At 68.1% G+C, this 26,964-nt stretch carries 18 protein-coding genes and 1 tRNA gene; 12 read left to right on the plus strand and 7 right to left on the minus strand.

The genetic code is table 11. The features are described 5' to 3' along the window. Window positions 1–132: 132 nt before the first annotated feature. Window positions 133–906: a formate dehydrogenase accessory sulfurtransferase FdhD gene (gene fdhD, locus ACI1V7_RS08055; RefSeq protein WP_404531231.1), complete on the minus strand. Its 774-nt coding sequence runs from the start codon at window positions 904–906 to the stop codon at window positions 133–135. A 245-nt stretch (window positions 907–1,151) separates the two neighbouring features. On the opposite strand from fdhD, the gene fdnG reads away from it, so the two are divergent. The 7 genes from fdnG to ACI1V7_RS08090 all read left to right on the plus strand — a co-directional run bounded on the left by fdnG (window position 1,152) and on the right by ACI1V7_RS08090 (window position 10,400). After that, window positions 1,152–4,223, plus strand: coding sequence for a formate dehydrogenase-N subunit alpha (gene fdnG, locus ACI1V7_RS08060; protein ID WP_404531232.1), 3,072 nt, complete (start codon window positions 1,152–1,154; stop codon window positions 4,221–4,223). A 16-nt stretch (window positions 4,224–4,239) separates the two neighbouring features. Beyond that, complete coding sequence (fdxH, locus tag ACI1V7_RS08065; RefSeq protein ID WP_404531233.1) at window positions 4,240–5,160, plus strand: formate dehydrogenase subunit beta; 921 nt, start codon at window positions 4,240–4,242, stop codon at window positions 5,158–5,160. Continuing rightward, window positions 5,150–5,803, plus strand: a complete 654-nt coding sequence (locus tag ACI1V7_RS08070; protein ID WP_404531234.1) for a formate dehydrogenase subunit gamma — start codon at window positions 5,150–5,152, stop codon at window positions 5,801–5,803. The genes fdxH and ACI1V7_RS08070 overlap by 11 nt, the downstream gene beginning before the upstream one ends. Before the next feature lie 75 nt (window positions 5,804–5,878). Further along, window positions 5,879–6,907, plus strand: a complete 1,029-nt coding sequence (gene fdhE / locus ACI1V7_RS08075; protein WP_404531235.1) for a formate dehydrogenase accessory protein FdhE — start codon at window positions 5,879–5,881, stop codon at window positions 6,905–6,907. Next, a complete protein-coding gene (gene selA, locus ACI1V7_RS08080; RefSeq protein WP_404531236.1) occupies window positions 6,904–8,361 on the plus strand; it encodes an L-seryl-tRNA(Sec) selenium transferase in 1,458 nt (485 codons plus the stop codon). The genes fdhE and selA overlap by 4 nt, the downstream gene beginning before the upstream one ends. Continuing rightward, window positions 8,358–10,247 carry a selenocysteine-specific translation elongation factor gene (gene selB, locus ACI1V7_RS08085; RefSeq protein ID WP_404531237.1) on the plus strand — a complete coding sequence of 630 codons (1,890 nt, stop codon included), beginning with the start codon at window positions 8,358–8,360 and terminating at the stop codon, window positions 10,245–10,247. Before selA ends, selB begins: the two co-directional genes overlap by 4 nt. Before the next feature lie 60 nt (window positions 10,248–10,307). Then, a tRNA-Sec gene (locus tag ACI1V7_RS08090) sits at window positions 10,308–10,400 on the plus strand. Window positions 10,401–10,415: 15 nt separating this feature from the next. Here the strand turns inward: ACI1V7_RS08090 and ACI1V7_RS08095 are convergent. Next, complete coding sequence (locus ACI1V7_RS08095; protein ID WP_404531238.1) at window positions 10,416–10,802, minus strand: hypothetical protein; 387 nt, start codon at window positions 10,800–10,802, stop codon at window positions 10,416–10,418. 17 nt (window positions 10,803–10,819) lie between these two features. Next, window positions 10,820–11,929 (minus strand): catalase family protein, encoded by a 1,110-nt coding sequence (locus ACI1V7_RS08100; RefSeq protein WP_404531239.1) that lies wholly within the window; start codon window positions 11,927–11,929, stop codon window positions 10,820–10,822. A 189-nt stretch (window positions 11,930–12,118) separates the two neighbouring features. Between ACI1V7_RS08100 and ACI1V7_RS08105 the strand changes: the two genes are divergently transcribed. Continuing rightward, window positions 12,119–14,428 (plus strand): FdhF/YdeP family oxidoreductase, encoded by a 2,310-nt coding sequence (locus ACI1V7_RS08105; RefSeq protein ID WP_404531562.1) that lies wholly within the window; start codon window positions 12,119–12,121, stop codon window positions 14,426–14,428. Window position 14,429: 1 nt separating this feature from the next. Beyond that, window positions 14,430–14,864, plus strand: a complete 435-nt coding sequence (locus tag ACI1V7_RS08110) for a PPC domain-containing DNA-binding protein (protein WP_404531240.1) — start codon at window positions 14,430–14,432, stop codon at window positions 14,862–14,864. Between the two features lie 92 nt (window positions 14,865–14,956). Here the strand turns inward: ACI1V7_RS08110 and ACI1V7_RS08115 are convergent, their stop codons facing one another. The 4 genes from ACI1V7_RS08115 to ACI1V7_RS08130 are packed head-to-tail and all read right to left on the minus strand — an operon-like array spanning window position 14,957 to window position 19,660. Further along, window positions 14,957–16,576: a chemotaxis protein CheW gene (locus ACI1V7_RS08115; protein ID WP_404531241.1), complete on the minus strand. Its 1,620-nt coding sequence runs from the start codon at window positions 16,574–16,576 to the stop codon at window positions 14,957–14,959. Next, window positions 16,573–17,139: a chemotaxis protein CheD gene (locus ACI1V7_RS08120; protein ID WP_404531242.1), complete on the minus strand. Its 567-nt coding sequence runs from the start codon at window positions 17,137–17,139 to the stop codon at window positions 16,573–16,575. Before ACI1V7_RS08120 ends, ACI1V7_RS08115 begins: the two co-directional genes overlap by 4 nt. Beyond that, window positions 17,136–17,954 (minus strand): CheR family methyltransferase, encoded by an 819-nt coding sequence (locus tag ACI1V7_RS08125; RefSeq protein ID WP_404531243.1) that lies wholly within the window; start codon window positions 17,952–17,954, stop codon window positions 17,136–17,138. Before ACI1V7_RS08125 ends, ACI1V7_RS08120 begins: the two co-directional genes overlap by 4 nt. A gap of 8 nt (window positions 17,955–17,962) precedes the next feature. Next, window positions 17,963–19,660, minus strand: a complete 1,698-nt coding sequence (locus tag ACI1V7_RS08130; RefSeq protein WP_404531244.1) for a methyl-accepting chemotaxis protein — start codon at window positions 19,658–19,660, stop codon at window positions 17,963–17,965. Between the two features lie 429 nt (window positions 19,661–20,089). Between ACI1V7_RS08130 and ACI1V7_RS08135 the strand changes: the two genes are divergently transcribed. The 3 genes from ACI1V7_RS08135 (at window position 20,090) to ACI1V7_RS08145 (ending at window position 26,960) form a co-directional block, all read left to right on the plus strand. Then, window positions 20,090–20,584 carry a hypothetical protein gene (locus tag ACI1V7_RS08135; RefSeq protein WP_404531245.1) on the plus strand — a complete coding sequence of 165 codons (495 nt, stop codon included), beginning with the start codon at window positions 20,090–20,092 and terminating at the stop codon, window positions 20,582–20,584. A 39-nt stretch (window positions 20,585–20,623) separates the two neighbouring features. After that, window positions 20,624–21,928 carry a hypothetical protein gene (locus ACI1V7_RS08140; protein ID WP_404531246.1) on the plus strand — a complete coding sequence of 435 codons (1,305 nt, stop codon included), beginning with the start codon at window positions 20,624–20,626 and terminating at the stop codon, window positions 21,926–21,928. Between the two features lie 82 nt (window positions 21,929–22,010). Further along, the gene (locus ACI1V7_RS08145; RefSeq protein WP_404531247.1) at window positions 22,011–26,960 is read left to right on the plus strand and encodes a hypothetical protein; all 4,950 of its coding nucleotides are present in this window, start codon (window positions 22,011–22,013) and stop codon (window positions 26,958–26,960) included. Window positions 26,961–26,964 lie beyond the last annotated feature (4 nt).

A 26,964-nucleotide genomic window follows, 5' to 3' on the forward strand; every position in this document is an offset into this window, starting at 1 on the left:
ATCCGGGTTTATCGGATGATCACATCGGAAAAATCGAGGCTTTGCCTGCCGCCCCGGATCGGCCGGGTCCGCAGGCCCGCGACGCGGCCATGCACAATCGTCCGCCGCGGGCGCCGACGGCGGTCGCGCCGGTCACGCCGGCGTATCGATGCCCAGGCACTGCGGATGCGTGTAGCACACGAAATTATCGCCCCGGGCGAACGCCAGCAGCGTCATCCCCGCCCGTTCGGCCAGTTCGACGGCCGCCAGTGTCGGCGCCGACATCCCGACCAGGGCGGAGACCCCGGCGAGACTCGCCTTCTGCGCCATCTCGAAACTGACCCGGCTGGTGATGAGCAGGAAGCCGTCCTGCGGATCGGCCTTGGCGCGCGCCATCGCGCCGATCACCTTGTCGAGCGCGTTGTGGCGGCCGACGTCCTCGCGCACGACGCGCAAGGCGCCGTCCATGCCGCACCAGGCGGCCGCGTGGGCGGCGCCCGTCAGGCGCGTCAGTTCCTGCTCGGCGCCGATCGCGGCCAGCGCCCGGCGCACGCCGGCGGCATGGAAGCCGCGGGCCGGCGCCAGCGTCGGCAAGGGACGGCACACCTGGTCCAGGCTGTCCACCCCGCACAAGCCGCAGCCGGTGCGGCCGGCCAGCGTCCGGCGCCGCTCCTTCAGGGCCATGAAGGCGGAACTGGCGATCTCCAGCTCCACGGACACGCCACCCGGACCCTGCTCGACCTCGATGCCGTAGCACTCGCCCGGGTGCGTGATGAGGCCTTCGCTGAGCGAAAAACCGAGCGCGAACTCTTCCAGGTCGGCCGGCGTGGCCATCATCACCGCATGCGATATCCCGTTATACACGAGGGCGATCGGGACCTCGGCGACGGCCATGTCCTCGACCTCGGACAGCTGTCCCGTGCGCATGCGCAACACTTTTCGTGGGGCTGCACTCAGCGGCAAACCCGAATCCGGGTTACCATTTCCATGCGGATGCAATATGAGGTTCGTCAATTTTTCACACCCCAGAGAGATGTAGTCCTACAAACTATGTTGTGGAAACTACGTATTTTGGGTGAAGAAGTGGGACAGGCCAACATTTTAGCATTCATCAAAGAGGGACGGAGTGTTACACTCCAGCAGCAATATTTTCCCGTTAGAAGGACTTATTCATGAACCAAATGTCAAGGCGCCAGTTCCTTCGGGTAACCGGCGCTACCATCGCTGGCTCGAGCCTTGCGGTGCTTGGCTTTGCTCCGGCCACGGCACTCGCCGAAGTCCGGCAGTACAAGCTGGCACGCACGACCGAGACGCGCAACACCTGCCCCTACTGCTCCGTCGGTTGCGGCATCCTGATGTACGGCCTGGGTGACGGCGCGAAGAACGCCGCCGCTTCGATCATCCACATCGAAGGCGACCCCGATCACCCGGTCAACCGCGGCACGCTGTGCCCGAAAGGCGCATCGCTGATCGACTTCATCCACAGCCCGAGCCGCCTGACCGAGCCGAAGGTGCGCAAGCCGGGCAGCAGCGAATGGACCCCGATCTCGTGGGACCAGGCGCTGGACCGCATCGCCAAGCTGATGAAGGAAGACCGCGACGCGAACTTCATCGAAAAGACCGAAGACGGTAAAACCGTCAACCGATGGCTTACCACGGGCATGCTGGCCGCTTCAGCCGCAAGCAACGAGGTCGGGTACCTGACCCACAAGACCATCCGTTCCCTTGGGATGCTGGCATTCGATAACCAAGCGCGTGTTTGACACGGTCCGACGGTGGCAGGTCTTGCCCCGACGTTTGGCCGTGGAGCGATGACGAATCACTGGGTCGACATCAAGAATGCCGACGTGATTCTGGTTATGGGCGGTAATGCCGCCGAAGCCCACCCTTGCGGTTTTAAATGGGTCACCGAAGCGAAGGCACATAACAAGGCCAAGCTGATCGTGGTCGATCCACGCTTTACCCGTACTGCGTCCGTCGCCGACTACTACGTCCCGACGCGTACCGGCACGGACATCGTGTTCCTGGGCGCGATCGCGAACTACCTGATCACGAACGACAAGATCCAGCACGAATACGTCGCCAACTACACCGACATGTCCTTCATCGTCCGCGAAGACTTCGCGTTCGACGACGGCATCTTCTCGGGCTACGACGCCAAGGCCGGCAAGTACGCCGACAAGGCCAGCTGGAACTACGAGATGGGCGAGGACGGCTACGCCAAGGTCGATCCGACCCTGCAGCATCCGCGTTGCGTCTACCAGCTGTTCAAGAAGCACTACTCGCGCTACACGCCGGAAATGGTGCAGAAGGTCTGCGGCGTGTCGCCGGAGCAGTTCCACAAGGTTGCCGAAGCCCTCGCCTCGACCGCCGTGCCGGGCCGCGCCGGAACCATCCTGTACGCGCTGGGCTGGACCCACCACTCGACCGGTGCGCAGACCCTGCGCATGGGCGCGCTGGTGCAGCTGCTGCTGGGTAACATCGGTATCGCCGGCGGCGGCATGAACGCGCTGCGCGGCCACTCGAACATCCAGGGCCTGACCGACCTGGGCCTGATGTCGAACCTGCTGCCGGGCTACATGACGCTGCCGTTCGAAGCCGAACAGGACTTCGACGCGTTCATCACCGCGCGCGCACCGAAGCCTCTGCGTCCGAACCAGCTGAGCTACTGGAGCAACTACAAGAAGTTCCACGTCTCGTTCATGAAGACCTGGTGGGGTGATGCCGCGACCAAGGAAAACAACTTCGCGTTCGACTACCTGCCAAAGCTGGACAAGCCGTATGACCTGCTGCAAGCCATCGAACTGATGCACCAAGGCAAGATGACAGGCTATATCTGTCAAGGCTTCAACGTGCTGGCGTCCGCGCCGAACAAGCAGAAGACGCTGGAAGCGCTTGCCAAGCTCAAGTGGCTGATCATCATGGATCCGCTGGAAACCGAGACGTCCGAGTTCTGGAAGTCGTTCGGCGACTTCAACATGGCCGATCCGTCCAAGATCCAGACCGAAGTGTTCAGCCTGCCGACCACCTGCTTCGCGGAAGAACGCGGCTCGCTGGTGAGCTCTTCGCGCGTGCTGCAGTGGCACTGGCAAGGCGCCGAGCCGCCGGGCAAGGCCAAGAGCGACCTGGAAATCATGTCGGGCATCTTCCTGCGCATGAAAAAGCTGTACCAGACCGAAGGCGGCAAGTTCCCGGATCCGATCTTGAACCTGACTTGGCCGTACGCACAGCCGTTCAGCCCGCAACCGGAAGAACTCGCGATGGAGTTCAACGGCAAGGCGCTGGCCGACGTGACCGATCCGAAGGATCCGACCAAGGTGCTGGCCAAGAAGGGCGAGCAGTTGGGCAGCTTCGCGCTGCTGCGCGACGACGGCAGCACGACCTCGGGCTGCTGGATCTTCGCTGGTTCGTGGACCCAGGCCGGTAATCAGATGGGCCGCCGCGACAACAGCGACCCGACCGGCATCGGCAACACGCTGAACTGGGCCTGGGCCTGGCCGGCGAACCGCCGCGTGCTGTACAACCGAGCGTCGTGCGACACCAAGGGCAAGCCGTTCGATGCAAAGCGCAAGCTGATCGGCTGGAACGGTACCACCTGGAGCGGCCCGGACGTGCCGGACTTCAAGCTGGACGAGGATCCGGCGAACGGCATGAACCCGTTCATCATGAATGCCGAAGGCGTGGCGCGTTTCTTCGCCCGCGGCATGATGAACGAAGGTCCGTTCCCCGAGCACTACGAGCCATTCGAGAACCCGCTGGGCTACAACCCGATGCATCCGAAGAACAAGGCGGCCACGTCGAATCCGGGCGCACGCGTGTTCCCGGGCGATCGTGCCCAGTTCGGCACGCACGAGGAGTTCCCGATCGTGGCGACGACCTATCGCCTGACCGAGCACTTCCACTTCTGGACCAAGCATGCCCGCCTGAACGCGATCATCCAGCCGGAGCAGTTCGTCGAAATCGGCGAAAAGCACGCGGCCCAGATCGGCGTTTCGACGGGGCAGACCGTGAAAGTGAGTTCGAAGCGCGGCCACATCGTGGCGAAAGCGGTCGTAACCAAGCGCATCCGCGCCCTGAACATCGACGGCAAGGAAACCTTCACCATCGGTATCCCGCTGCACTTCGGCTTCAAGGGCCTGACCAAGCCTGGTTACCTCACCAACACCCTGACCCCAGCGGTCGGCGACGGCAATTCGCAAACGCCGGAATTCAAGTCCTTCCTCGTGAAGGTCGAGAAGGCATAACGGCGGAGATATTGATATGGCACTACAATCTTTGGATATCAAGCGGGTTTCCGCTACCACGGTCCAGCCGCCGACGGCCCGTGTCCCGGTGACGGGCACGGTCGCCAAGCTGATCGACGTTTCCAAGTGCATCGGTTGCAAGGCTTGCCAGACCGCCTGCATGGAATGGAACGACCTGCGCGACGACGTCGGCTTCAATGCCGGCGTGTACGACAATCCGCTCGACCTGTCGCCGCATTCGTGGACCGTGATGCGGTTCTCGGAAGTGGAAAAGGACGACGGCAACCTCGAGTGGCTGATCCGCAAGGACGGCTGCATGCACTGCGAGGAACCGGGCTGCCTGAAGGCCTGCCCGTCGCCGGGCGCGATCGTGCAGTACAACAACGGCATCGTCGACTTCCACCAGGAAAACTGCATCGGCTGCGGCTACTGCGTCACCGGCTGCCCATTCAACATCCCGCGCATCTCGCAGCAGGACAACCGCGCCTACAAGTGCACCCTGTGCTCGGACCGCGTGGCTGTTGGCCAGGAACCGGCCTGCGTGAAGACCTGCCCGACGGGCGCCATCGTGTTCGGCACCAAGGAGGACATGAAGGTGCACGCCGAGGAGCGCATCGCCGACCTGAAGGAGCGCGGCTTCGAGAACGCCGGCCTGTACGACCCGGCAGGCGTGGGCGGCACGCACGTCATGTACGTGCTGCACCATGCCGACCGTCCGGCGCTGTACCACGGCCTGGCCAAGGATCCGTCCATCAGCCCGATGGTCGGCCTGTGGAAAGGCGTCACCAAGCCGCTGGCCCTGCTGGGCATGGCCGCGGCCGCGGTGGCCGGCTGGTTCCACTACAGCCGCGTCGGTCCGAACGAGGTCAGCAAGGAAGAAGAAGCCGAGGCGCTGCACGCGGCCCGCCAGCTGAAGGGAGAGAAGCATGAAGCATGATAAAGACGGCCACCCGCTCATCCAGCGCTATTCGGCGAACGAGCGCAGCAACCACTGGATCACCGCGATTGCCTTCATCCTGCTGGCGCTGTCCGGCCTGGCCATGTTCCACCCGGCCACGGCCTGGATGGCCGCGCTGTTCGGCGGCGGCCAGTGGACCCGCATCCTGCACCCGTTCTTCGGGATCGTGATGTTCGTGTCGTTCGCCTTCCTGGCGATCCGCATGTGGGGCCACAACCGCTTCGACGAAGGCGACAAGCAGTGGCTCAAGCAGATCGACGACGTGCTCGCCAACCGCGAGGACAAGCTGCCCAAGATCGGCAAGTACAACGCCGGCCAGAAGCTGCTGTTCTTCGTACTGATCGTCAGCATGATCGCCCTGCTGCTGTCGGGCATTGTGATCTGGCGCGAGTACTTCTCGGCCTTCTTCCCGATCGGCCTGCGCCGCTTCTCGTCGCTGCTGCACGCGTTCTTCGCGTTCGTGATCATCATGGCCATCATCGTGCACATCTATGCCGGCCTGTGGATCAAGGGCTCGATCGGCGCGATGGTGCGCGGCACCGTCACCTACGGCTGGGCGCGCAAGCACCATCCGAAGTGGTTCGAAGCCGTGATGAAGGGGAACGAAAAGCGCGGTCACTGACACGCGGTTCCTCCTTGATCTAAAATAGGCCGGGTCCGCCGAGGCGACCCGGCCTTTTCTTTTGTAGAGATTATCTTGGTACAACGTCTGCTCCAACCGGGCGAGATCGAATCGCTCGACCATACCGCCATCCCGCGCCTGCTGCTGCCGCATCCGGGCTCCCTGTTCTCCGCGCGCGCCGAGCGCCTGCGCAACCTGGCCGCCGGCAACGTGCACGGCATCCCGGTCGAGGAAGCGCTGCGCGGCTACCTGTCGCTGATGGCGACCGTCGCCGACGCCCAGGCCGTCGTGGTGGCCGACCTCGGCCGCGACGGCGTGCCGCTGCCGGACGAATCGGCCATGACCCTGGCCCACGAACACAATATGCCGCCGCTGCCGGCCACGGGCACCCGCCCGGCCGCCTGGCGCGACGTCTTCGCCCGCCTGCTGGACGTGCTGGCCGCCGCCAAGGACGCGCCGCCGCAGCTGGCCGCCGCGCTGGACACGCTGCGCGCGACCGAAGGCGCCGAGCTGGAAGGCATCGCCGACGCCATCCTCGGCACCTTCGACGAAGGCGCCGACCCGCTGCGTGCCCCGTTCGTCGCCGCCGCGCTGCAGGTGACCTGGAGCGTGATGGCCGGCCAGCTGGACCCGGCCTGGGCCCAGCCGCTCGTCACCGGCACCCTGTGCCCCGTGTGCGGCTCGCATCCGGTCGCCAGCGTCGTGCGCATCGGCGGCCAGTCGCAGGGCTACCGCTACCTGCATTGCAGCGTGTGCGAATCCGAATGGCACATGGTGCGCGTGAAGTGCTCGCACTGCGAATCGACGGCCAAGGTCGCCTACCAGGGCCTGGTCGACAAGGATGCCGACCCGGTCGCGGAGAACAAGGAAGCCGCCGGGAAGGGCAAGACGCTCGACAAGGCCAACGACCCGACCAAGGTCGCGCGCGCCGAGACCTGCGACGACTGCGGCACCTACCGCAAGATCTTCAACCAGGAACACGACTTCCACGTCGAGCCCGTGGCCGACGACCTGGCCAGCATGATGCTGGACGTGCTCGTCTCCGAGGCCGGCTATGCGCGCGCCAGCGGCAATCCGCTGCTCTGGTTGAAGGAAGGCGCATGACGGCTCCGGTGCCTGGGTCCGCGCCGGGTTCGGCACGGAAGGCCGGCGCGCTGCGCCTGCCCGCCGTGCACGTGCTGCTCGACGACGCGGCCTGCGCGCCGCTGCTGGCCGAATACGGCCGCGAACAGACCGTGGCCGCCCTGCGCGGCGTGCTCGACGCCACCCGGGCGCGCCTGCTCGCTGGCGAGGACGCCGACGCCGCGCCCGCGGCGCTGCTGGCGCAGCTGGCGGAGCGCCTGCGCGCTGCGAACGTATCGAAGCTGCGCCCCGTCTACAACCTGACGGGCACCGTGCTGCACACGAACCTGGGCCGCGCGCTGCTGCCCGACGCGGCCGTGCAAGCCGTCGTCGACGCCCTGCAATGGCCGATGAACCTGGAATGGGACATCGAGACGGGGGCGCGCGGCGACCGCGACAACCTCGTCGAGGAACAGCTGCGCGAACTGACGGGCGCCGAAGCCGTCACCATCGTCAACAACAATGCCGCGGCCGTGCTGCTGATGCTGAACGCGCTCGGCGACGGGCGCGAGGTGGTCGTCTCGCGCGGCGAGCTGGTCGAGATCGGCGGTGCCTTCCGCATCCCCGACATCATGGCGCGCGCCGGCGCCATCCTGCGCGAAGTGGGCACGACGAACCGGACCCACTTGAAAGATTATGCCGAATTCGCCGGGCCGCAGACGGCCATGCTGATGAAGGTCCATGCCAGCAACTACGCGATCACGGGCTTCACCAAGGAAGTGACGGTGGCCGAGCTGGCGCCGCTGGCGCGCGAGCGGGGCATCCCGCTGGCCGTGGACCTGGGCAGCGGCACGCTCGTCGACCTGGAGCGCTGGGGCCTGCCGCACGAGACGACGGTGAAGGAAACCATCGCCGCCGGCGCCGACCTCGTCACCTTCAGCGGCGACAAGCTGCTGGGCGGCCCCCAGTGCGGCATCATCGCGGGCCGCAAGGACCTCGTGGCCGCCATCAAGAAGAATCCCCTGAAGCGCGCGCTGCGCGTGTCCAAGCTCACGCTGGCCGCGCTCGAACCCGTGCTGAACCTGTACCGCGCGCCGGACCTGCTGCCGGAGCGCCTGACCACGCTGCGCCTGCTCACGCGTCCCGCCGGCGCCATGCGGGCGGCGGCCGAGGCGCTGCTGGCGCCGTTCCAGCATGCCGTCGGCAGTGGCTACGTCGTCAGCGCCGAGCCGGTGACGAGCCAGATCGGCAGCGGCGCCCTCCCCGTCGACCGCCTGCCCAGCTACGGCCTGGCCGTGCGCGCCGCCGCCGGCGTCCGGGGCAATCCGCTGGGCGTGCTGGAACGCCGCCTGCGCGCCCTGCCGCGCCCCGTCATCGGCCGCATCGCCGACGATACGCTGTGGCTGGACCTGCGCTGCCTGGAAGACCGGCAGCGCGACGGCTTCGTGGCCCAGCTGGCCCAACTGAACCAACCGAAAGCAGATTCGAACGCATGATCGTCGGTACCGCAGGACACATCGACCACGGCAAGACTACCCTGACGCGCGCCCTGACGGGCGTCGACACGGACCGCCTGAAGGAAGAAAAGGCGCGCGGCATCTCCATCGAGCTGGGCTACGCCTACCTGCCGAGCGAGGACGGCCGCGTGCTGGGCGTCATCGACGTGCCGGGCCACGAGAAATTCATCCGCACCATGGCCTCGGGCGTGACGGGCATCGACGTTGCGCTCCTGGTGGTGGCCGCCGACGACGGCATCATGCCGCAGACGCTCGAACACCTCGCCATCCTCAACCTGCTGGGCGTGCGCCGCGGCGTCGTCGCGCTGACCAAGACGGATCGCGCGGACGCCGAACGCATCGCGGCCGTGGAGCGCGACGTCGCGACCCTGCTCGCGACCACGCCGTTCGCGGGCAGCCCCGTGTTCCGCACGGCGGCCACCGCGCCGGGCGATCCCGGCGTGGCCGCCCTGCGCGAGCACCTGCACGGCCTCGAGGCGGGACTGCCCGTGCGCGACGAGGCGCGCCTGTTCCGCCTGGGCGTGGACCGCGTGTTCACGCTGTCCGGCCAGGGCACCGTCGTCACGGGTACGGCGCTGGCGGGCAGCGTGGCGATCGGCGACACGGTCACGCTGGCGCCCTCGGGCCGCCAGGCGCGCGTGCGCGCCATCCACGCCCAGAACCGCGCCGCCGAACGGGGCCAGGCCGGCCAGCGCCTGGCACTGAACCTGGCCGGCGTGGCCAAGGAAGACCTCGAACGGGGCAGCTGGATCGTCGACCCGCGCATGGCGGCATGCTCGGAACGCATCGATGCGGAACTGACGCTGCTGGCCGACGCTGGCGGTGCGCTGAAGGCCTGGAGCCCCGTGCACGTGCACATCGGCGCCGCCCACCGCACGGCGCACGTGGTGCCGCTGCTCGAGGACACGCTGCAGCCGGGCGCGCGCGGCCGCGTGCAGATCGTGTTCGATGCGCCGCTGCACGCCGTGCCGGGCGACCGCTTCGTGGTGCGCAATGCGCAGGCCACGCAGACCATCGGCGGGGGCGTCGTGCTCGATCCGTTCGGCGCGGCGCGGCGCCGCCGCAGCGCGGCGCGCCTGGCCTGGCTGGATGCGCTGGCCGCCTTCATCGAGGACGGCCAGGCGGCGGCCCTCGTGGCGGCGAGTCCCACCGGCCTGGAAGGCAGCGCCCTGATGCGCCTGGCCCAGCGTCCACTGGAAGACATCGCGCTGAAGACGGAGACGCTGCGCCTGCCGCTGGCGGGCGGCGACACGCTGCTGATCGACCCCGCGATGCTGGCGCCGCTGCAGGCCCGCGTGCTGGCCGCGCTGGACGACTTCCATGCGCGCCATCCGGACGAGGCAGGGCCGGAACTGTGGCGCCTGAAACGGATCGCCGCGCCGGATGCCAGCGATGCGCTGTGGACGGGCGTGACGGCCCGCATGCTGGACGAGGGCAGCATCGCCCGCACAGGCCACAGCCTGCACCTGCCGGGCCACAGCGTGGCGCTGTCGGAAGCCGACCAGCGCGCCGCCGCCCTGCTGTTGCCCGCCCTGGAGAAGGGGCGGTTCGATCCGCCCTGGGTGCGCGACCTGGCGCGGGAATACGGCCTGCAGGAAGACGCCGTGCGCCAGCTGCTGCGCAAGCTGGCGCGCGCCGGCCAGGTCAGCCAGGTGGTGAAGGACCTGTTCTACCATCCGGCGCCGCTCGCGGAACTGGCGCGCGTCGTGGGCGAACTGCCGGACGCGCAGGCCGCGAGCTTCCGCGACGCCACGGGCCTGGGTCGCAAGCGCGCGATCCAGATCCTGGAGTTTTTCGACCGCGTCGGCTATACTCGCCGCGTCCGCAACAGCCACATGGTGCGGCCGAACGTCAGTTGGCGCTAGGGTCGGAGCCCGGTTTACCCGGGTGGGCCCTGACCCGGGTTTCACCCGCAGGCGTCAAATGGAAGGCATTCTCATCCGGTGATGGGGCCGGGCTTCAAACCCGGTGGGGGGCGTCAGCCGCTCTCCTGTAAGTTCGACTCTTTCTGCCTTCCGCCCCCTCTTCCCTGCTTACTTCTTGCCCTTCGCCGACACGTCGAGCGCATGGCGGGCCGACGGCTCGACCTGGGTTTCGGACGGATCGCCCTGCATCGTTTCCTTGGCCTCGTTGCCGGCCTGCGCCGCGCTGATGTCGTTGCGCACCTTGCCCTTGTCGTCCAGCGGCGTGCGCACGGGCGGCTTCCACTCGCCGTTCGGCTTGTTGGACGACTGGTTGCGCGCATCCTGGCGGTCGGCGGTGGCCGTGTGGCCCGGCGTGGCCTTGGTGCCCGCCTTGGTGTCCGACTCGGCCTGGGGCGGATTGGCCATATTGGTGGTCGAATGGCTCTGGGCGGCGGCGCCGCCTGCGGCCAGCATGGCGGCCGCGACGGCCACGGCTGCGCTGATCTGCTTCATCATGATCTTGCTCCTTTCGTTCACGCGCCCTTGAGCGCTTCGATATCCTTCGGTTCCTGGACCGGCACGCCGTTGCGCTCCGCGCGGAAGCGCTTCGACATCGCATAGACTTCCTTGCGTACCCGCATGATGGAACCCAGCGGACGGTGCGCCGCCAGCGCATGCCAGGGATTGAACTGCATGCCCTCGTCGATGCGGCGCGCCCGTTCCTCGCTGTACGCCGGCTGCGGCGCGGCGCGCAGGCGCGCCACCGTCACGTACGGGCTCTCGTCCTGCGGCCATTCCTTCGATGCGTCCTCGATCGGCATCTTCTCGATGTCCGTGCACAGCTGGATGCGCACTTCCCATTCGCCGCCCTTGGCCGCGAAATGGCCGACGACGGCGTCGCGCAGGCCGTCCGGCTTGTCCGTGAGGTCGACCGGCGCGTCCTTCAGTTCCGTCAGTTCCGGCACCACGGGCGCGATCTGCACCTTCGCCATGTAGGGGCCGTACAGGATCGGCACCTGGCTGAAGAAGGTTTCGCCCAGCGGGTGGGTTTCCGGGTGGCCGCCCAGGGCCTTGAGCGTCGTGCTCTCGCCGCCGACGGCTTCGACGACCTTCTCGGTGCCGCGCGCCACGGCCGAGAACAGGCGCTTGAGGTTCGGGGCCTTGTCCGTGGTGGACGCCAGCAGCTTGGCGTTGCCGGCAAACTTCTTGGCGGTCGGCGCGCTGAACACGGGGCCGTTGACCGTGACGAAATCCTGGGTCACATCGTCTTCGCTGCCCGCGACACGTTCGCCCTGCACGCCGATCACCTTGACGGCCATGCCGCGCGGGGTCGAGACGTCGTCCGGCAGAATGTCGCCGGGCGTGGTGGACAGGCGCACGACGGCCGGATAGGTCGCCGCTTTCGCGAACAGCCCCTGGGCGTACGCCGGCGGCAGGCCGTCCAGCACCGTCAGCTCGCCCAGCAGCAGGCCGTGGGTCTTGGCGTGCACGCTGCGGATCGCGCGGCCGCCGTCCTCGAAGGTCTTGGCCGAGATCTGGTGCATGGTGTCCTTCAGCTCGAAGGTCGTCTGCGCCTCGTCCTCCTCGGGCACCTCGAATGCGGGTTGGTACGGGATCGGCTGGATGGTCGCGGGATCGTTCATGTCGTTGCCTTGTTGTTGACTATGCCACGATGATGAACCGGCAAGCGCGGCCGTTCTGTGCCCCGCCGCACGCAAAATCGACAAATTTCCAGGCGTGAGATTCCGAACAGACACGTGCGCCCCCTGCGCACAAGCTGGGATACCTTGATGTCATATCGACACATCCACGCCAAGCGCAGCGAGACGACCATGAATACACGCAGCAAGACCAACGAACCGACACTCCCCGCCGGCGGCTGGGGTTCCGTCAAGGAAGTGAGCACCATCCTGCTCAAGCAGCACGTTCCCGTCGAGGGCGGCGCCCTGCTGCTCAAGCAGAACAAGCCGGACGGCTTCATGTGCACGAGCTGCGCCTGGGCCAAGCCGGCGCACCCGCACCCGGCCGAATTCTGCGAGAGCGGCGCCAAGGCGACGGCCTGGGAGATCACGAGCAAGCGCGTCGATCCCGGCTTCTTTGCCCGCCACACGCTGCGCGCGCTGGAATCCTGGCACGACCACGAGCTCGAGGATGCGGGCCGGCTGACGGTGCCCATGCGCTGGGACAGCGCGCTGGACCGCTATGTCGAGATCGGCTGGGAGCAGGCCTTCGCGGAGATCGGCGCCAAGCTGAAAGCGCTGGATCCGAAGAAGGTCGTCTTCTACAGCTCCGGGCGGGCCTCGCTGGAAACGTCGTACATGTACGGCCTGCTGGCACGGATGTACGGCAACAACAACCTGCCCGACAGCTCGAACATGTGCCACGAGAGCACGTCGGTGGGCTTGCAGGCGTCGCTGGGCGTGCCGGTCGGCACCGTGCAGCTGGACGACTTCGACAAGACGGACTGCATCCTGTTCTTCGGCCAGAACGTGGGCGTGAACAGCCCGCGCATGCTGCACCAGCTGCAGGACGTACGCAAGCGCGGCGTGCCCATCGTCACCTTCAATCCGCTGCGCGAGCGGGGCCTCGTCAGCTTCGTCAACCCGCAGTCGCCCGCCGAGATGCTGACGGGGCACGAGACGGCCATCAGCACCCAGTACCACCAGCTCAAGGCGGGCGGCGACGGCGCCGCGATCATGGGCATCTGCAAGGCCGTGATCGCGACCGACGACGCGGCCCTGGCCAGCGGCGGCACGCGCGTGCTCGATGCCGCCTTCCTCGCCGAGCACACGCACGGCTTCGACACGTTCGCCGCCAAGGCACGCGCCACGAGCTGGGACGAGATCGAGCAGGAAAGCGGCCTGCCGCGCGTGCAGATCGAGGAGGCGGCGCGCGAGTACATGCGCGCCAAGGCCTGCATGATCGTCTACGGCATGGGCATCACCCAGCACCGCAACGGCGTGGAGAACGTGCAGATGCTCGTCAACCTCCTGCTGCTGCGCGGGAACATCGGCAAGCCGGGCGCCGGCATCTGCCCCGTGCGCGGCCACTCGAACGTGCAGGGCCAGCGCACCGTCGGCATCAGCGAGAAGCCGGAACTGGTCCCGCTGGACAAGCTCAAGGAGCAGTACGGCTTCGAGCCGCCGCGCGACAAGGGCATGAACACGATCGAAGCGTGCGAGGCGATCCGCGACGGCACGGTCGAGGCCCTCGTCAGCCTGGGCGGCAACCTGGTGCGCGCCGTGCCCGACCACGGCCAGATGGAGCAGCCGTGGCGCGACATCCCGCTGACGGTGCACATCGCCACCAAGCTCAATCGCAGCCACCTCGTGCACGGGCGCGACGCCTACCTGCTGCCCTGCCTGGGCCGCATCGAGATCGACCGCCAGCGCGGCGGCGAGCAAGCCGTCTCGATGGAGGATTCGACCGCCTGCATGCACGGCTCGCGCGGGCGCGCGGAACCGGCCGCCGATACGCTGCTGTCGGAACCGGCCATCGTCGCCGGCATCGCCAAGGCGCTGCTGGCGCCGAACCCGCGCCTGGACTGGGACGCCTGGGTGGCGGACTACGGCCGCATCCGCGACGCCATCGCCGAGACCTATCCGGAGATCTTCCACGACTTCAACGCGCGCATGTGGACGCCGGGCGGCTTCCGCAAGCCCCTGGCGGCCGCCAAGCGCGTCTGGAACACGGACACGAAGAAGGCCAACTTCACGACGCCCGCCGGCTTGAAGGCAGACCCCGACATGCCCTCCCACCCGGACGCGCTGCGCCTGTTCACGGTGCGCAGCGACGGCCAGTTCAACACGACGATCTACAGCCTGGAAGACCGCTTCCGCGGCACCGAGCGGCGCGACGTGCTGTTCATGGCGCGCGAGGACATGGATGCGCGCGGCCTGGCCGATGGCGACATCGTCACGGCGTCGACGGCGGTCGACGACGGTGTCGCGCGCCGCGTGGAAGCCCTGCGCGTGATCGAATTCCCCGTGCCGGCCGGCTGCGTGGCCGGCTACTACCCGGAACTGAACCCCTTGATCCCCCTGTGGCACTACGCCAAGGAGAGCAAGGTGCCCGCCGCCAAGTCGGTCGACATCGTGATCGTCAAGCGCGGAACACCGACCGACCCGGCGAGGATGCACTGAGATGGCGGCCGATCCGAAATACCTGCGCACCCACACGGGCTACCTGATGGTGCTGACCGAGGGCGACGACCTGTTCAAGGAACTGGAGCGGCTGGCCACCAACGAGCAGCTGACGTCCGCCAGCCTGACGGCGTTCGGCTTCGCCGGGAGCGTCACCTTCGGCTTCTACGACTTCGGCAAGAAGGACTACGACCCGGCCACGTTCGAGAACCGGGAGATGACGGGCATCACGGGGACGCTGGCCTGGAAGGACGGCAAGCCGTCGTTGCACGCGCACGGCGTGGGCGGCGGCAAGGACTTCAGCGTGGTCGGCGGCCATTTGCTGGCGCTCACGGTGGGGAAAGGCTCGCTCGAGGTGACCTTGACGGTGCATCCGCAGCGGCTGGAGCGGAAGGAAGATCCGCGGATCGGGGCGAACGTGCTGCAGCTATTCTAAAGCGTCGCCCCTGCGCAGGCAGGGGCCCAATTTCCGTGATGCGCTCGCGACATTAGGCCCCTGCCTGCGCAGGGGCGACGGTTCATGCCCCGTCAGCCATTCAAACGCCCCTTGAGCGTCTCCAGGAACCGGCCTTTGTCGAACAGCGTCAGCACGGTCTCCTTGCCGCCCTCGCCCGGCACTTCCAGTACTTCTCCCGCATCGCGGCGCATGTCGTCCGGACCGTTCAGGCGCAGCAGCGCCGGCGACGGGCGGCGCTGGCTGTCCGGCAGCGACAGGATGCTGTCGACGCGGTCGACGATCACGCCGTAGCGCTCGTCGCCGTGGTCCAGCACCAGCACGCGGCGTTCGCTCTCGGCGCCGGCATCGACGCATTCCTGGGCCGGCATGCCGTACATGCGGCGCAGATCGATCACGCAGATCATCTGCTGGCGCAGCTGCATCATGCCGTGCACACAGTCCGGCATGCCGGGCGGCCGCGTCATCGCGCCGTCGAAGGCGACGATCTCGCGCACCTGGCCGATGTCGGTGGCCCAGGCCGTGTCCAGCGTGAACGCGAGATAGACCTGGCGGCGGGTGTTCTTCGATCCGCCGCGGCCCGGCGCGGCGTCCAGCTCGTGCTGGTACAGGCGGCGGTGGCCGGCGCAGATCTCGGCCACCTCGCTTTCCGAGAACAGGTGGGCGTGGTCGAGGAACAGCGCATCGCCCCGGTCCGCATCCGGCAGCACGCCGCGGAACATCGCGGCGCGGCGCGTGCCCAGCATGGGGATCGCGAGCACGTCGGCATCGAAATACGGGCGGATGTCGTCGACGCCGTCGACCAGCAAGCCCAGCAGGTCGGTGCCGGCGCGCACGATCATCACGCGGCGGTCCTCGTCGCGCACGTCCGGATTGGACGCGCACTGCAGCAGCGCGCCGAGGTCGACGGCGCCGACCACGGTGCCGCGCAGGTCGAACCAGCCCTTGCACAGCTTGCCCAGCATGACGGACGCGCGCAGTTCCGGCACGCGGATGATTTCCTGCACGGCGTCGATCGGCATCGCGAAAGCCATGCCGCCGGCGCGGAACGCGAGCGCCTTGCGGCCCTGGGCGCGGCGCAGGAAGCGCAGGCGCTCGGCGTCGCGCGCAGCGCTCTGGGCGCGCACCTGGGGCACGTTGTCGATGCGGATCAGCGCGGCGGGATCGAGCAGCTGCACGAGGCGTGCGCCGCCATCCAGCGTCAGGGCGCCGGACAGCACGGATCCCCCGGCCCCGGCCGCATAGGCGAGCGCCGTGCGCTGTTCCGGACGGACGCGCAGCACTTCGCCGGTGGCGTCGAACACGAGGCCCACCAGCACTTCATCGTGCTCGAGGATGGCCACGCGCTGCTCCGCGCCGGCCGCGGGCGCGGCGGGGTCGAACACGCGCGCCAGGTTGATCATGGGGATCGCACTGCCGCGCAGCGTGAAGATGCCTTCCAGGCAGGCTGGCGACAGCGGCAGGCGCATGACCCGTTCCGGCATGCCGACCACCTCGCGGATGCAGGCGGGGTCCAGCGCGTATTCCTGGCCGCCCAGCCAGAAGCTGCCGTACAGGGCCGTGCCGGCCGCGCGCGCCAGCGCCTCGGCCTTGATGGCGCGCGCCGCGTCGGCGGCGGCCAGCGCCTGGCGCACCTCGGTCGACGCCGCCAGCGCGTCCGGAGCCAGCTGCTCCGCCAGCACCGCCGCGTTCACGCGAACGCTCCCTCGGCCATGCCGACGCGCACGACGGACCAGGTCCGGCTGTCGCAATCGATCGAGAGGCGGCGGCCATGGCTGCCGCCGACGTCCTCGTACTCGACGTGCAGGCCGCGCGCAGCCAGCTGCGCGTGCGCGGCGGCGATGTTGCGGCGGCCGATGGCGCCGTCGCCGCCCGGCAGGTGCAGCATGCGCGCGCCGCCGGCGACGACTACCTCGACCTCCCCGTAGTGCTCGCGCTTGACGCCCAGCTCGGCCAGCAGGGCCGGCACGGCGGCGCTGACGTAGCGGGCGGCGGCCTTGCCGATGCCCGCGCCCTCGGGCAGGAAGCAGTGCGCCAGGCCGCAGCGGCCGCGGTCCTTCCAGATCATGCCGATGCCGACGCAGGAACCCAGCAGCGCCGTCAGCACCTGGTCGCCCTCGGCCACTTCGAGCTGGCCGGTCCACACATGGCGCGTGTGCGCGGCGTCCGGACGGGGACGCGGCATGTGGCGCATGGTGCGCGCCGAGGCCAGGGGCGCTGGGATGGGGGTGCTCGGGAACATCGTTTGCGCGTTCATGCTTGGCCTCCTGCGATGCGATAGACGTGGGCTTGTTCGAATTCGAACGGGGTGTTCAGGCGGGTGATCGATTCCTGCTCGCCCAGGATCAGGCGGGCGTCGGCGCGCATGGCGCCGCGGATCTGGCCCAGGATGCGCTGCTGGTTGTCCTCGTCGAAGTAGATCAGGACGTTGCGGAGCAGGACCAGGTCGTAGTGCTCGCGCCTGGGCGCCGGCGCCAGCAGGTTGTGGCCGCCGAAGGTCACGTGCTGGCGCACTTCCGGGGCCACGCTGTAGCGGTCCGGGCCGCCGGACAGGTAGCGGCGGAACAGCGCCGGACGGGTCAGCTCGAAGCGTTCCACGGTGCGGCCGCGGTAGGTGGCGCCCCGGGCGGCGTCCAGCGCCTGGCTCGAGATGTCGGTGGCGTCGATGCTGAAGCGGAACGCCGGGTGCTGGCGCTGGAATTCCAGGCACAGCATCGACATCGAATACGCTTCCTCGCCGGTGGCGGCGGCCGCCGACCAGATGCGCAGCGGCGTCGCGCCCTTGCGCTCGTGCCAGTCGGCCAGGAATTCGTCGTTCAGGTACCACCATACGGCCGGAGTGCGGAAAAAGGCGGAGTCGTTGGTCGTCACGGAATTGATGAACGAGCTCACCTCGTCGCCGCCGCGGCGCAAGTGGGCGATGTAGTCCTCGTACGAGGACAGGCCCAGTGCGCGCATGCGCGGCAGCAGGCGGCCCTGCAGCAAAACGCGCTTGTTCTCGTTCATTGCGATGCCCGTGTGTTCGCGCACCAGCTTGATCACGGCATCGAGGTTGTCGTCGCCCAGTTCCATGCCCATCCTCATACGGCGAAGCGGCCGACTGCGCGGTTGAGCTGCTCGGCGTTCTCGTTCAGGCCTTCGGTCGAGCGGGCGATGCTGTCGCAGGAACCGGCGGAGCGCTCGGTCTCCTGGGCGATGTAGGAGATCGCCACACTGACTTCCTTCGCCGTCAGCGACTGCTCGTTGGCGCTGGCCGAGATGTCGGCGATCGCCAGCGAGGTGCGCGACACGCCCTGGGTGATGCGGTCGAACGCTTCGCTGGCCTGGCGCGAGATCTCGCTGCCCTGGGCCACGCGGCGCACCGATTCGTTGATCAGCTTGGAGATTTCCTTGGTCGCCTGCGAGGAGCGCTCGGCCAGCTTGCGCACCTCGTCCGCGACGACGGAGAAGCCCAGGCCGTGCTCGCCGGCGCGCGCGGCCTCGATGGCGGCGTTGAAGGCCAGCATATTGGTCTGGCTGGCGATCTCGCCGATCACCTTGACGATCTCGCCGATGTCCTCGGCCGACTGGTTGATCATGCCCATCGCCTCGATCGACTTGGCGATCGCCTTGGCGCCCAGCTCCGCTTCGTCGTGCGTCGCCTGGGCCAGCGTGTTGGCGTCCTGGGTGCTGCGCGCGATGGTCTCGATCGACGCCGTCAGGCCGTCCACCGACGCGTTCATCTGCTCGACGGTCGCACCCAGCGCCTGGGCGCTGGCCGCCACGGTGTTCGAGCGCTCGGCGATGGTGCGCGAGGAGTCGGACAGCTTGCCGGCCGACTGCACGACGCCGCCGATGACGGAGCGCAGGTCGCCGATCATGCCCAGCACGCCGCCGGCCAGCTGGTCGAGCGGCTCGTCGCCCTCGACGGCCACGGTGCCGGTCAGGTCGCCGCGGGCAGCCGAAGCCACCAGGGCCAGCAGGCCGTCGACCTTGCGGCGCTCGGCGTCGCCGCGGGCGGCACTGGCCTGCTCCAGGCGCACCTGCTCGGTGATGTCGGTGGCGAACTTGACGACTTTGACGGGCTTGCCGTTCAGGTCGAAGATCGGATTGTAGGTCGCCTGGATCCAGATGACCTTGCCGTTATTGCCGAGGCGCTTGTAACGGCCCGCGTCGAACTCGCCGCGGTTCAGCTTCTGCCAGAACTTGCGGTAGGCGGCGCTGGCGGCGTAGTCGTCCTCGCAGAATACGCGGTGGTGCTCGCCCTTCACCTCGGCCAGCTCGTACTCCAGCAGGTCGAGGAAGTTCTCGTTGGCGCTCAGCAGGTGGCCTTCCATGTCGAACTCGACGACGGCCTGGGCGCGGTGCATGGCGGCCGCCAGCGCGACGTATTCGGCATTGCGCACGCGCTGGCCCGTGATGTCGGTGGCGAACTTGATGACCTTGGTCACCCGGCCGTCGGCATCGACGACGGGGTTGTAGGACGCATTGATCCACAGTTCGCGGCCGCCCTTGCCGAGGCGCTTGTACTCGGCCCGCTCGATCTTGCCGGTGCCCAGGTCTTCCCAGAAGCGCGCGTACTCGCTGGACGCGGCGTACTCCTTCTCGACGAACATCGCATGGTGGCGGCCGACGATCTCGTCGGCACGGTAGCCGGTCAGGGCCAGGAAGTTGTCGTTGGCGCGGTGGATGATGCCGTCGAGGCCGAACTCGATGATCGCCTGGGCGCGGTCGAGGGCGGCATAGGCGGCGCGCATTTCTTGCAGGTCTGCCTGGGAGTCCTGAATGGTCATGTCCATGGTCAAAGTCGTCAAAGTTGCAAAAGTGATGGCGAGTGCCAAGTTGACGTCCATCATGAATCAAAAATTTCCCCTTGTAAATTCAGAAAAAACGGAATTCAGCAAAAATTGGAGCACGGTGTAGCTGTAGGACAACACCTACTTGTGCTCCAGATATTTCTCCTTTTACGCGCCAGTACCCAAGACGATTCGCTATAGGTTTTTTCTTATACACCTCTACATCCAGAAGGATTTTTCCTATCACTGCATAGAAAAAATCCTATGCGGTGCTGGCTACACTAAGCGTTTCCCGTACACAACACATCAGCAAATTCCGCAAAAAAAGTTTCTTTACCGGAACTCGGCAAAAGTGATACCTTTGGTTTCGTAGAAGCAATTCGGTAAATTCGAAACCCGGCAGCGATGCCCTTACGACACGAGAGGAATCCCATGATCAAAACCATCCTGAACATCGTCTTACTCTGGACCCTGGGGCTGAGCGGCGTCGCCGCCTTCGCGGCCGACGGCGACCAGGTGGCCGTCACCCTGCACGCCTTCCAGGTCGTCGGCAGCGGCAAGGACGCCCGCCTCGTGCCGACCACCCAGGCCAACCCTGGCGACGTCATCGAATACCAGGTGACCTACCGGAACAACGGCAAGGCGCCGGCGAAGCAGGTGCTGGCCACGCTGCCCGTTCCCGAAGGCGGCATGGCCTACGTCGACGGCACTGCCAGCCCGGCCACGCTTCTGGCCAGCCTCGACGGCAAGACCTTCGCCCCGACCCCGCTCAAGCGCGAATTCGTGCGCAACGGCCGCCGCCAGAGCGAAACCGTGCCGGCTTCCGAATACTGCTTCCTGCGCTGGGACCTGGGCGAACTCGCCCCGGGCCAGTCCGTCACCGTCACCTCGCGCATGCGCCTCGGCGATGCCGGGAAACGCTCCTGATCCACATCTCATGTCTTCTAATTAAGAAAGGACCCCGACATGAAAACCCGCTTGACCGTCCTCGCTACCCTGATGCTGGCCGCCGCCCATGGCGCCCAGGCGGCCACGCCTGCCGGCACGCAGATCAGCAATACCGCCACCGCCACCTATTCGGACGGCACCGGCACCAAGACCGCGACGTCGAATACCGTGATCACCACGGTGCAGCAGGTCGCCAGCCTGACCATGACGGCCGGTACCACCAAGACCGCCGCCGCCGGCACCCAGGTCGTGTTCGCCCACAGCATCACCAACACCGGCAACGGGGCCGACACCTTTGCCCTGAGCAGCACGCAGAGCGGCGCGTTCACGATCGCCAACGTGCAGTTCTTCGCCGACGCCGACGGCAACGGCGTGGCCGACAATGCCACCCCGCTCACCGCCGTCCCCAGCCTGGCCGCCGGCGCCACCTTCCAGTTCGTCGCCGTCGCCACGCTGCCTGCCAACGCCGCCAACGGTTCCAGCAACAGCCTGGTCGTGACCGCCACCAGCAACTTCACCGCCACCGTCAAGACCAGCAGCACCGATACCACCAACGTGGGCGCCGGCTCGACCATGGACATCACCGCCAACGGTTCCGGACTGGGCGCCGGGGCCGGCGCGGAAGCGTCGCCCGTGGTGACCAACACGACGGCGCCGGGCACCACCACCCGCTTCACGCTGAACCTGAACAACGGCGGCGGCATCGCCGACACGTTCAACCTGGCCGCCAGCACCGACGGCACCTTCGGCAGCACGACGCTGCCGAGCGGCTGGACCGTCGTGTTCCGCGATTCGACGGGCGCCGTGATCACCAGCGCCACCGTCAACCCGAATTCGACCACCGTCGTCTACGCGGACGTGACCCCGCCGGCCGGCGCCACCGCGGGCACCACCGACCTCTACTTCCGCGCGCTGTCGCCGACCACCAACGTCAAGGACATCCTGCACGACGCCGTGATCGTGAACCCGGCCGCCACCCAGCTGAGCCTGGTCAAGACGCAGGCGCTGGACGCCAACTGCGACGGCACCGCCGACACCGCCTACAGCGCGGCGCCGATCACCACGGGCGCCCTGCCGGGTGCCTGCATCCGCTACAAGATCACGGCCACCAATACCGGCACCACCAACGTGACGGCGGTGACGATCAACGACGACATCCCGGCCAATACCACGTATTACGCGGGCAACAATCCCGTGAGCGCTTCGCTCGGCTCGATCGTGACCGTCCTGACGGGCCAGGTATCGACGATGACGACCGCCATTCCGACCTTGACGCCGAACCAGTCGGGCACGATGGAGTTCGGCGTGCGCATCAACCAGTAATTTCCGTAGCCCAGGAAGTGCCCTGACCGCCGCCTCCACGGGCGGCGGCGGGGCGGTTTTCGCCCTTTTTCTTGCCGCCGCCATGAAAAACCCGTCCATCCGCTTCGTTTTCGCCTGCCTTCTGGCACTGCTGGCACCCGTCGCCGGCGCGCAGATCAGCAACCAGGCCAGCGCCAGCTACCCCGGTCCGTCCGGCCAGAGCCTGACGCTGCGTTCGAACACGGTGACGGCGGCGCGCGGCACCACCCCCTCCAACGACACGGTCCTGGCGGCCACCGTCGACGCGATCGAATATTTCACCAGTGCCGAATACAGCAAGCGCGCCCGCGTGACGCGCGCCGGCGCCCGCCTCTACCTGCAGGCCAGCGCGCCAAAATGCAATGTCGATCCCGATGCGATCGACCGCATCCGGATCACCGTCCGCTCCACCAAGAGCGGCGACGTCGAGACCTTCTCGGCCACCGAGACCGGCACGAATACGGCGCGGTTCCGCATCGACCCGATGACCACCCCGCAAGGCACCGCCGCTGCCTCCGCCGCCGACACCGCCGACACCGCCGAGGATGGCCCCGGCAGGGTTCGCGGCAGTACCACCACCACCACCCGCAGCAGCGCCGCCGTACCCAACGATGGCTCGTTCACGGCCGTGGCCGACGACACGCTGGTCGCCTCGATCGACGGCTGCGGCCAGAGCACCATCGAGACGAGCATCCTGGTCGACCCGAGCGGCATCGTTTTCGACAGCAAGTCGAACCTGCCGCTGGCGGGCGCCAGCGTCACCCTGATCGACGTCACCGGCGCCGGCAACGGCGGCAACCCGGGCGGCCCGGCCCAGGTATTCGACGTCGACGGCGTCACCCCGTGGCCCAGCACCGTCGTCAGCGACGACGGCGGCCACTACCGCTTCCCGCTCGTCGCGCCCAGCCTGTACAAGCTGCAGGTCGTGGCGCCGACCAATTACACGTTCCCGTCCAAGGTACCGGTGGCCCAGCTCTCGTCCGCGCGCGACATCCACCTGTACGGCTCCTACGGCGGCGACTTCACCGTCAGCGCCGAAACGGGCGCAGTCCATCTCGACCTGCCGCTCGATCCCGTGCCCGGCATGCTCTACCTGGAAAAAGCGGCGTCGCGCGCCAATGCCGAGATCACCGACTTCGTCGACTACACGGTACGCGTGCACAATGCCGCCGACCAGGACCTGCACGGCGTGACCGTCGACGACACCCTGCCGGCCGGCTTCCGCTTCGAGCCGGGCAGCCTGCGCATCGACGGCGTCGCCAAGGCCGACCCGCGCGGCGCTACCGGCGCCCGGCTGCAGATGGACGTCGGCACGATCCCGGCCGCCGGCGTCTCCGTCGTGCGCTACCGCGTGCGCATCGGCGCCGGCGCGCTGCAGGGCGACGGCATCAACCGCGCCCGCGCCACCAGCGGCGCCCCCCTCGTTCTCGTCAGCAGCGTCGCCGCCGCCAAGGTCAAGGTGCAGGCCGGCGTGTTCAGCGAAAAAGGCTTCCTCGTGGGCAGCGTGTTCGCCGACTGCGACGGCGACCGCCTGCGCGGCAAGGGGGAGCCGGGCCTGCCGGGCGTCCGCATCTACCTGGAAGACGGCAGCTGGGCCGTGACCGACGCCGAAGGCCGCTACAGCTTCGCCGAACTGCGTCCGCGCACCCACGTGGCCAAGGTGGACGGCACCACCATCCCCGACGGCGCCGAACTGGTGACGACCTCGCAGCGCAACAGCGGCGACGCCGCCAGCCGTTTCGTCGACCTGAAGGATGGCGAACTGGCCAAGGCGGACTTCGCCGTCGCCGGCTGCAGCGCCGAGCTGCGCGGCACCATCGCCGCCCGCCGCGCGGCCGCCCGCGCCGCCCTGGAAGCGACGGCCAAGTCCGGCGAGCAGCTGCCCGCCGGCGCTGCCGCCAAGGCAGCCACCGCCGCCGATGCCGCCGTGGCCCTGGACACCCTGGACAACAGCCTCGGCTTCGTCGGCCTGGAAGACGGCGCCGTGCTGGCCCGCACCCAGGCCACCGTGCGCGTGAAGGGCACGGCCGGCTCGACCTTCACCCTGCTGGCCAATGGCGAAGAAGTGAGCGAGGCGCGCATCGGCGAGCGCAACACCGTGGCCGCCAACCGCATGCAGAGCTGGGAATTCGTCGGCGTCGCCCTGGCGCCGGGCCGCAACGTGCTGGAACTGCGCCAGAAAGACCAGTTCGGCAACGCGCGCGGCAGCAAGACCATCGCCGTCACGGCACCCGGCGCCCTGGCGCGTATCCGCCTGGAGCTCGATCGCGCGCAGGTGGCCGCCGACGGCCGTTCGCTGGCCATGCTGCGCGTGCACGTCGAGGACGAGCACGGCGTACCGGTGGCCGAGCGCACCCCGCTGACGCTGCAGGCCGTGCGCGGCCAGTGGCTGCAGAACGACCTCGACGCGCGCGAGCCCGGCCTGCAGGCCTTCGTCGAAGGCGGCAGCGCCGACTTCGCCCTGCGCGCCCCGCTGGAAGCAGGCGACGTCGCCATCGAGGCCGGCAGCGGCGCCATCCGCGCGCAGGCCGACGTGGCCTTCGTGCCGGACCTGCGCCCGCTGGTCGCCGCCGGCGTCGTCGACGCCGCCGTCAACCTGAACCACATCAAGGGCAACGTCACCGACCCCGTGCGCTCCTTCGACGGCTTCGAGGACGAACTGCGCCACTTCTCGACCGGTTCGACCGACGCCGGCGCCCGCGCGGCCATGTTCGCCAAAGGCAAGGTGGCCTACGACACCCTGCTGACCATGTCCTACGACTCGGACAAGGTCGCCGAGCAGAAGCTGTTCCGCGACCTCGACCCGAACGCCTACTACCCGACCTATGGCGACGACGCCCAGCGCGGCTTCGACGCCCAGTCGACCAGCCGCCTGTACCTGCGCGCCGACCGCGACAAATCCTGGCTGCTGTACGGCGACATGACGCCGCCGGGCGTGACCCCGGCCCGCAACCTCGGGGCCTACAACCGCAACCTGACGGGCATGCGCGGCCACTACGAAGACCACGGCCTCACCGTCGACACCTTCGCCAGCTACGACAGCACCCGCCAGATGGTCGAGGAAGTCGCCGCCAACGGCACGTCCGGCCCCTACCTGACGGGCGGCGGCGTCATGGTCATCAACAGCGAACGGATCGAACTCATCGTGCGCGACCGCAACCAGACCGGCCTCATTCTCAAGCGTACCGCGCAGCAGCGCTACGTCGACTACGACATCGAGCCGCTGACGGGCCGCATCCTGTTCCGCCGCCCGATCGCCAGCCTGGACGCCGACCTGAACCCGCAGTCGATCCGCATCGCCTACGAGATCGACCAGGGCAACCCGCGCTTCTGGGTCGCCGGTGTCGCGGCGCAGTACAAATTCGGCAAGAAGGTCGAGATCGGCGGCAGCTACGTCGACGACCGCAACCCGGCCGCCCCGACCACCCTGGCCAGCCTGAACGCCACCGTGCGCCCGGACGACAAGACGACGATCATCGTCGAGGGCGCCCAGATGGACAAGGCCGGCGACGACGGCCGCGCCGCCCGTTTCGAGGCGGTGCGCGTGGACGGCAAGCTGGAAAGCCGGATCTACGGCGGCCGTGCCGACACCGTGTTCGACAACCCGACCTCGAGCCTGCCGCGCGGCCGCGTCGAGGGCGGCGCCCGCCTGCGCTGGCAGGCCACCGAGCAGGCCACCCTGCAGGTCGAGGCGCTGCACACGGCCGACCTCACCACCGGTGCCAAGCGCGACGGTGTGCAGGTGTCGGGCGGCTATGCCTTCGGCAACGGCGTGCGCGTCGAGGCCGGCGTGCGCCGCGCCCATGAGGAAGCGGGCAATAGCAATACCGTCCTGTCGCAACCGGACCTGACCAGCGTGCGCGGCAAGATCGCGGCCCAGGTCCCGGGCCTGCCGCAGGCCGGCGTGTATGCCGAAGCCGAGCAGGACGTGCGCGACAGCGGCCGCCGCATGGTCGCCCTGGGCGGCGACTACCGCCTGCCGGGCGGCAGCCGCCTCTACGGCCGCCACGAGCTGATCAGCAGCCTGGGCTCGAACTACGCCCTCAACGACAGCCAGCAGCGCAACGCCACCGTGTTCGGCATCGATTCCGACTATATGAAGGATGGCCGCGTGTTCTCCGAATACCGTGCGCGCGGCAGCGACCTGGGCGCGATCGGCAGCCGCCAGGCCGAAGCGGCGCTGGGCTTGCGCAACCTGTGGCAGATCGCCGACGGCGTGCGCGGCAGCACCAGCTTCGAACGCGTGCGCGTGCTGTCCGGCGCCAACGGCAATGAAGCCGTGGCCGCCGCCGGCGCCATCGAATACAGCCGCACCCCGGAGCTGCGCGTGAACGCCCGCCTGGAATTGCGCCACGCCGAGGACAGCGACAATGTGCTGAACACCGTGGGCCTGGCCTACCGCCTGTCGGATACCGTCGCCTTCCTGGGCAAGAACACGCTGGCCGCCAGCCGCAGCCGCGCCAACGACGCCATCCGCATCAACGAACTGATGCAGACGGGCCTGGCGTACCGCGCGCTGGAGTCGCTGGGCTGGAACGGCCTGGCCAAGTACGAATACAAACTGGAGCGCGACGACAACCTGTCCGAGCAGCGCCGCCAGGTGCACACGCTCGCCGCCAACGCCAACTGGCAACCGACCCGCGAGACCGTGTTCTCGGCCCGTTACGCCGCCAAGCTGGCACTGGAACGCTCGGCGGGCAGCCCCAGCCGCGCCACCGGCCAGCTGCTGAGCGCCCGCGTGACGCACCAGATCGCCGCAGACTGGGACGTGGGCGCCGTCGCCCAGGTGCTGGTCAGCGGCGCCAGCAAGGCGCGCCAGTTCGGCGCCGGCATCGAGGCGGGCTACCAGCTGCGCACCAATACCTGGGTGTCGGCCGGCTACAATCTGCTCGGCTTCCGCGAACGCGACCTGGCCGGCGCGGACGCCACCGCCAAGGGCCTGTACGTGCGCCTGCGCATGAAGTTCGACGAGCGCACGCTCGAGAACCTGCTGTCGCCGAAGTTCTTTCAATAATCGC

Origin of the sequence: Massilia paldalensis (assembly GCF_044901715.1) — a bacterium.
Lineage (GTDB): Bacteria > Pseudomonadota > Gammaproteobacteria > Burkholderiales > Burkholderiaceae_D > Telluria > Telluria paldalensis.

Coding starts and splice junctions, on each gene's coding strand:
- fdhD (WP_404531231.1), bottom strand. CDS start 906: ATGCGCACGGGACAGCTGTCCGAGGTCGAGGACATGGCCGTCGCCGAG.
- fdxH (WP_404531233.1), top strand. CDS start 4,240: ATGGCACTACAATCTTTGGATATCAAGCGGGTTTCCGCTACCACGGTC.
- ACI1V7_RS08070 (WP_404531234.1), top strand. CDS start 5,150: ATGAAGCATGATAAAGACGGCCACCCGCTCATCCAGCGCTATTCGGCG.
- selA (WP_404531236.1), top strand. CDS start 6,904: ATGACGGCTCCGGTGCCTGGGTCCGCGCCGGGTTCGGCACGGAAGGCC.
- selB (WP_404531237.1), top strand. CDS start 8,358: ATGATCGTCGGTACCGCAGGACACATCGACCACGGCAAGACTACCCTG.
- ACI1V7_RS08095 (WP_404531238.1), bottom strand. CDS start 10,802: ATGATGAAGCAGATCAGCGCAGCCGTGGCCGTCGCGGCCGCCATGCTG.
- ACI1V7_RS08100 (WP_404531239.1), bottom strand. CDS start 11,929: ATGAACGATCCCGCGACCATCCAGCCGATCCCGTACCAACCCGCATTC.
- ACI1V7_RS08105 (WP_404531562.1), top strand. CDS start 12,119: ATGAATACACGCAGCAAGACCAACGAACCGACACTCCCCGCCGGCGGC.
- ACI1V7_RS08110 (WP_404531240.1), top strand. CDS start 14,430: ATGGCGGCCGATCCGAAATACCTGCGCACCCACACGGGCTACCTGATG.
- ACI1V7_RS08120 (WP_404531242.1), bottom strand. CDS start 17,139: ATGAACGCGCAAACGATGTTCCCGAGCACCCCCATCCCAGCGCCCCTG.
- ACI1V7_RS08125 (WP_404531243.1), bottom strand. CDS start 17,954: ATGGAACTGGGCGACGACAACCTCGATGCCGTGATCAAGCTGGTGCGC.
- ACI1V7_RS08130 (WP_404531244.1), bottom strand. CDS start 19,660: ATGGACATGACCATTCAGGACTCCCAGGCAGACCTGCAAGAAATGCGC.
- ACI1V7_RS08135 (WP_404531245.1), top strand. CDS start 20,090: ATGATCAAAACCATCCTGAACATCGTCTTACTCTGGACCCTGGGGCTG.
- ACI1V7_RS08140 (WP_404531246.1), top strand. CDS start 20,624: ATGAAAACCCGCTTGACCGTCCTCGCTACCCTGATGCTGGCCGCCGCC.
- ACI1V7_RS08145 (WP_404531247.1), top strand. CDS start 22,011: ATGAAAAACCCGTCCATCCGCTTCGTTTTCGCCTGCCTTCTGGCACTG.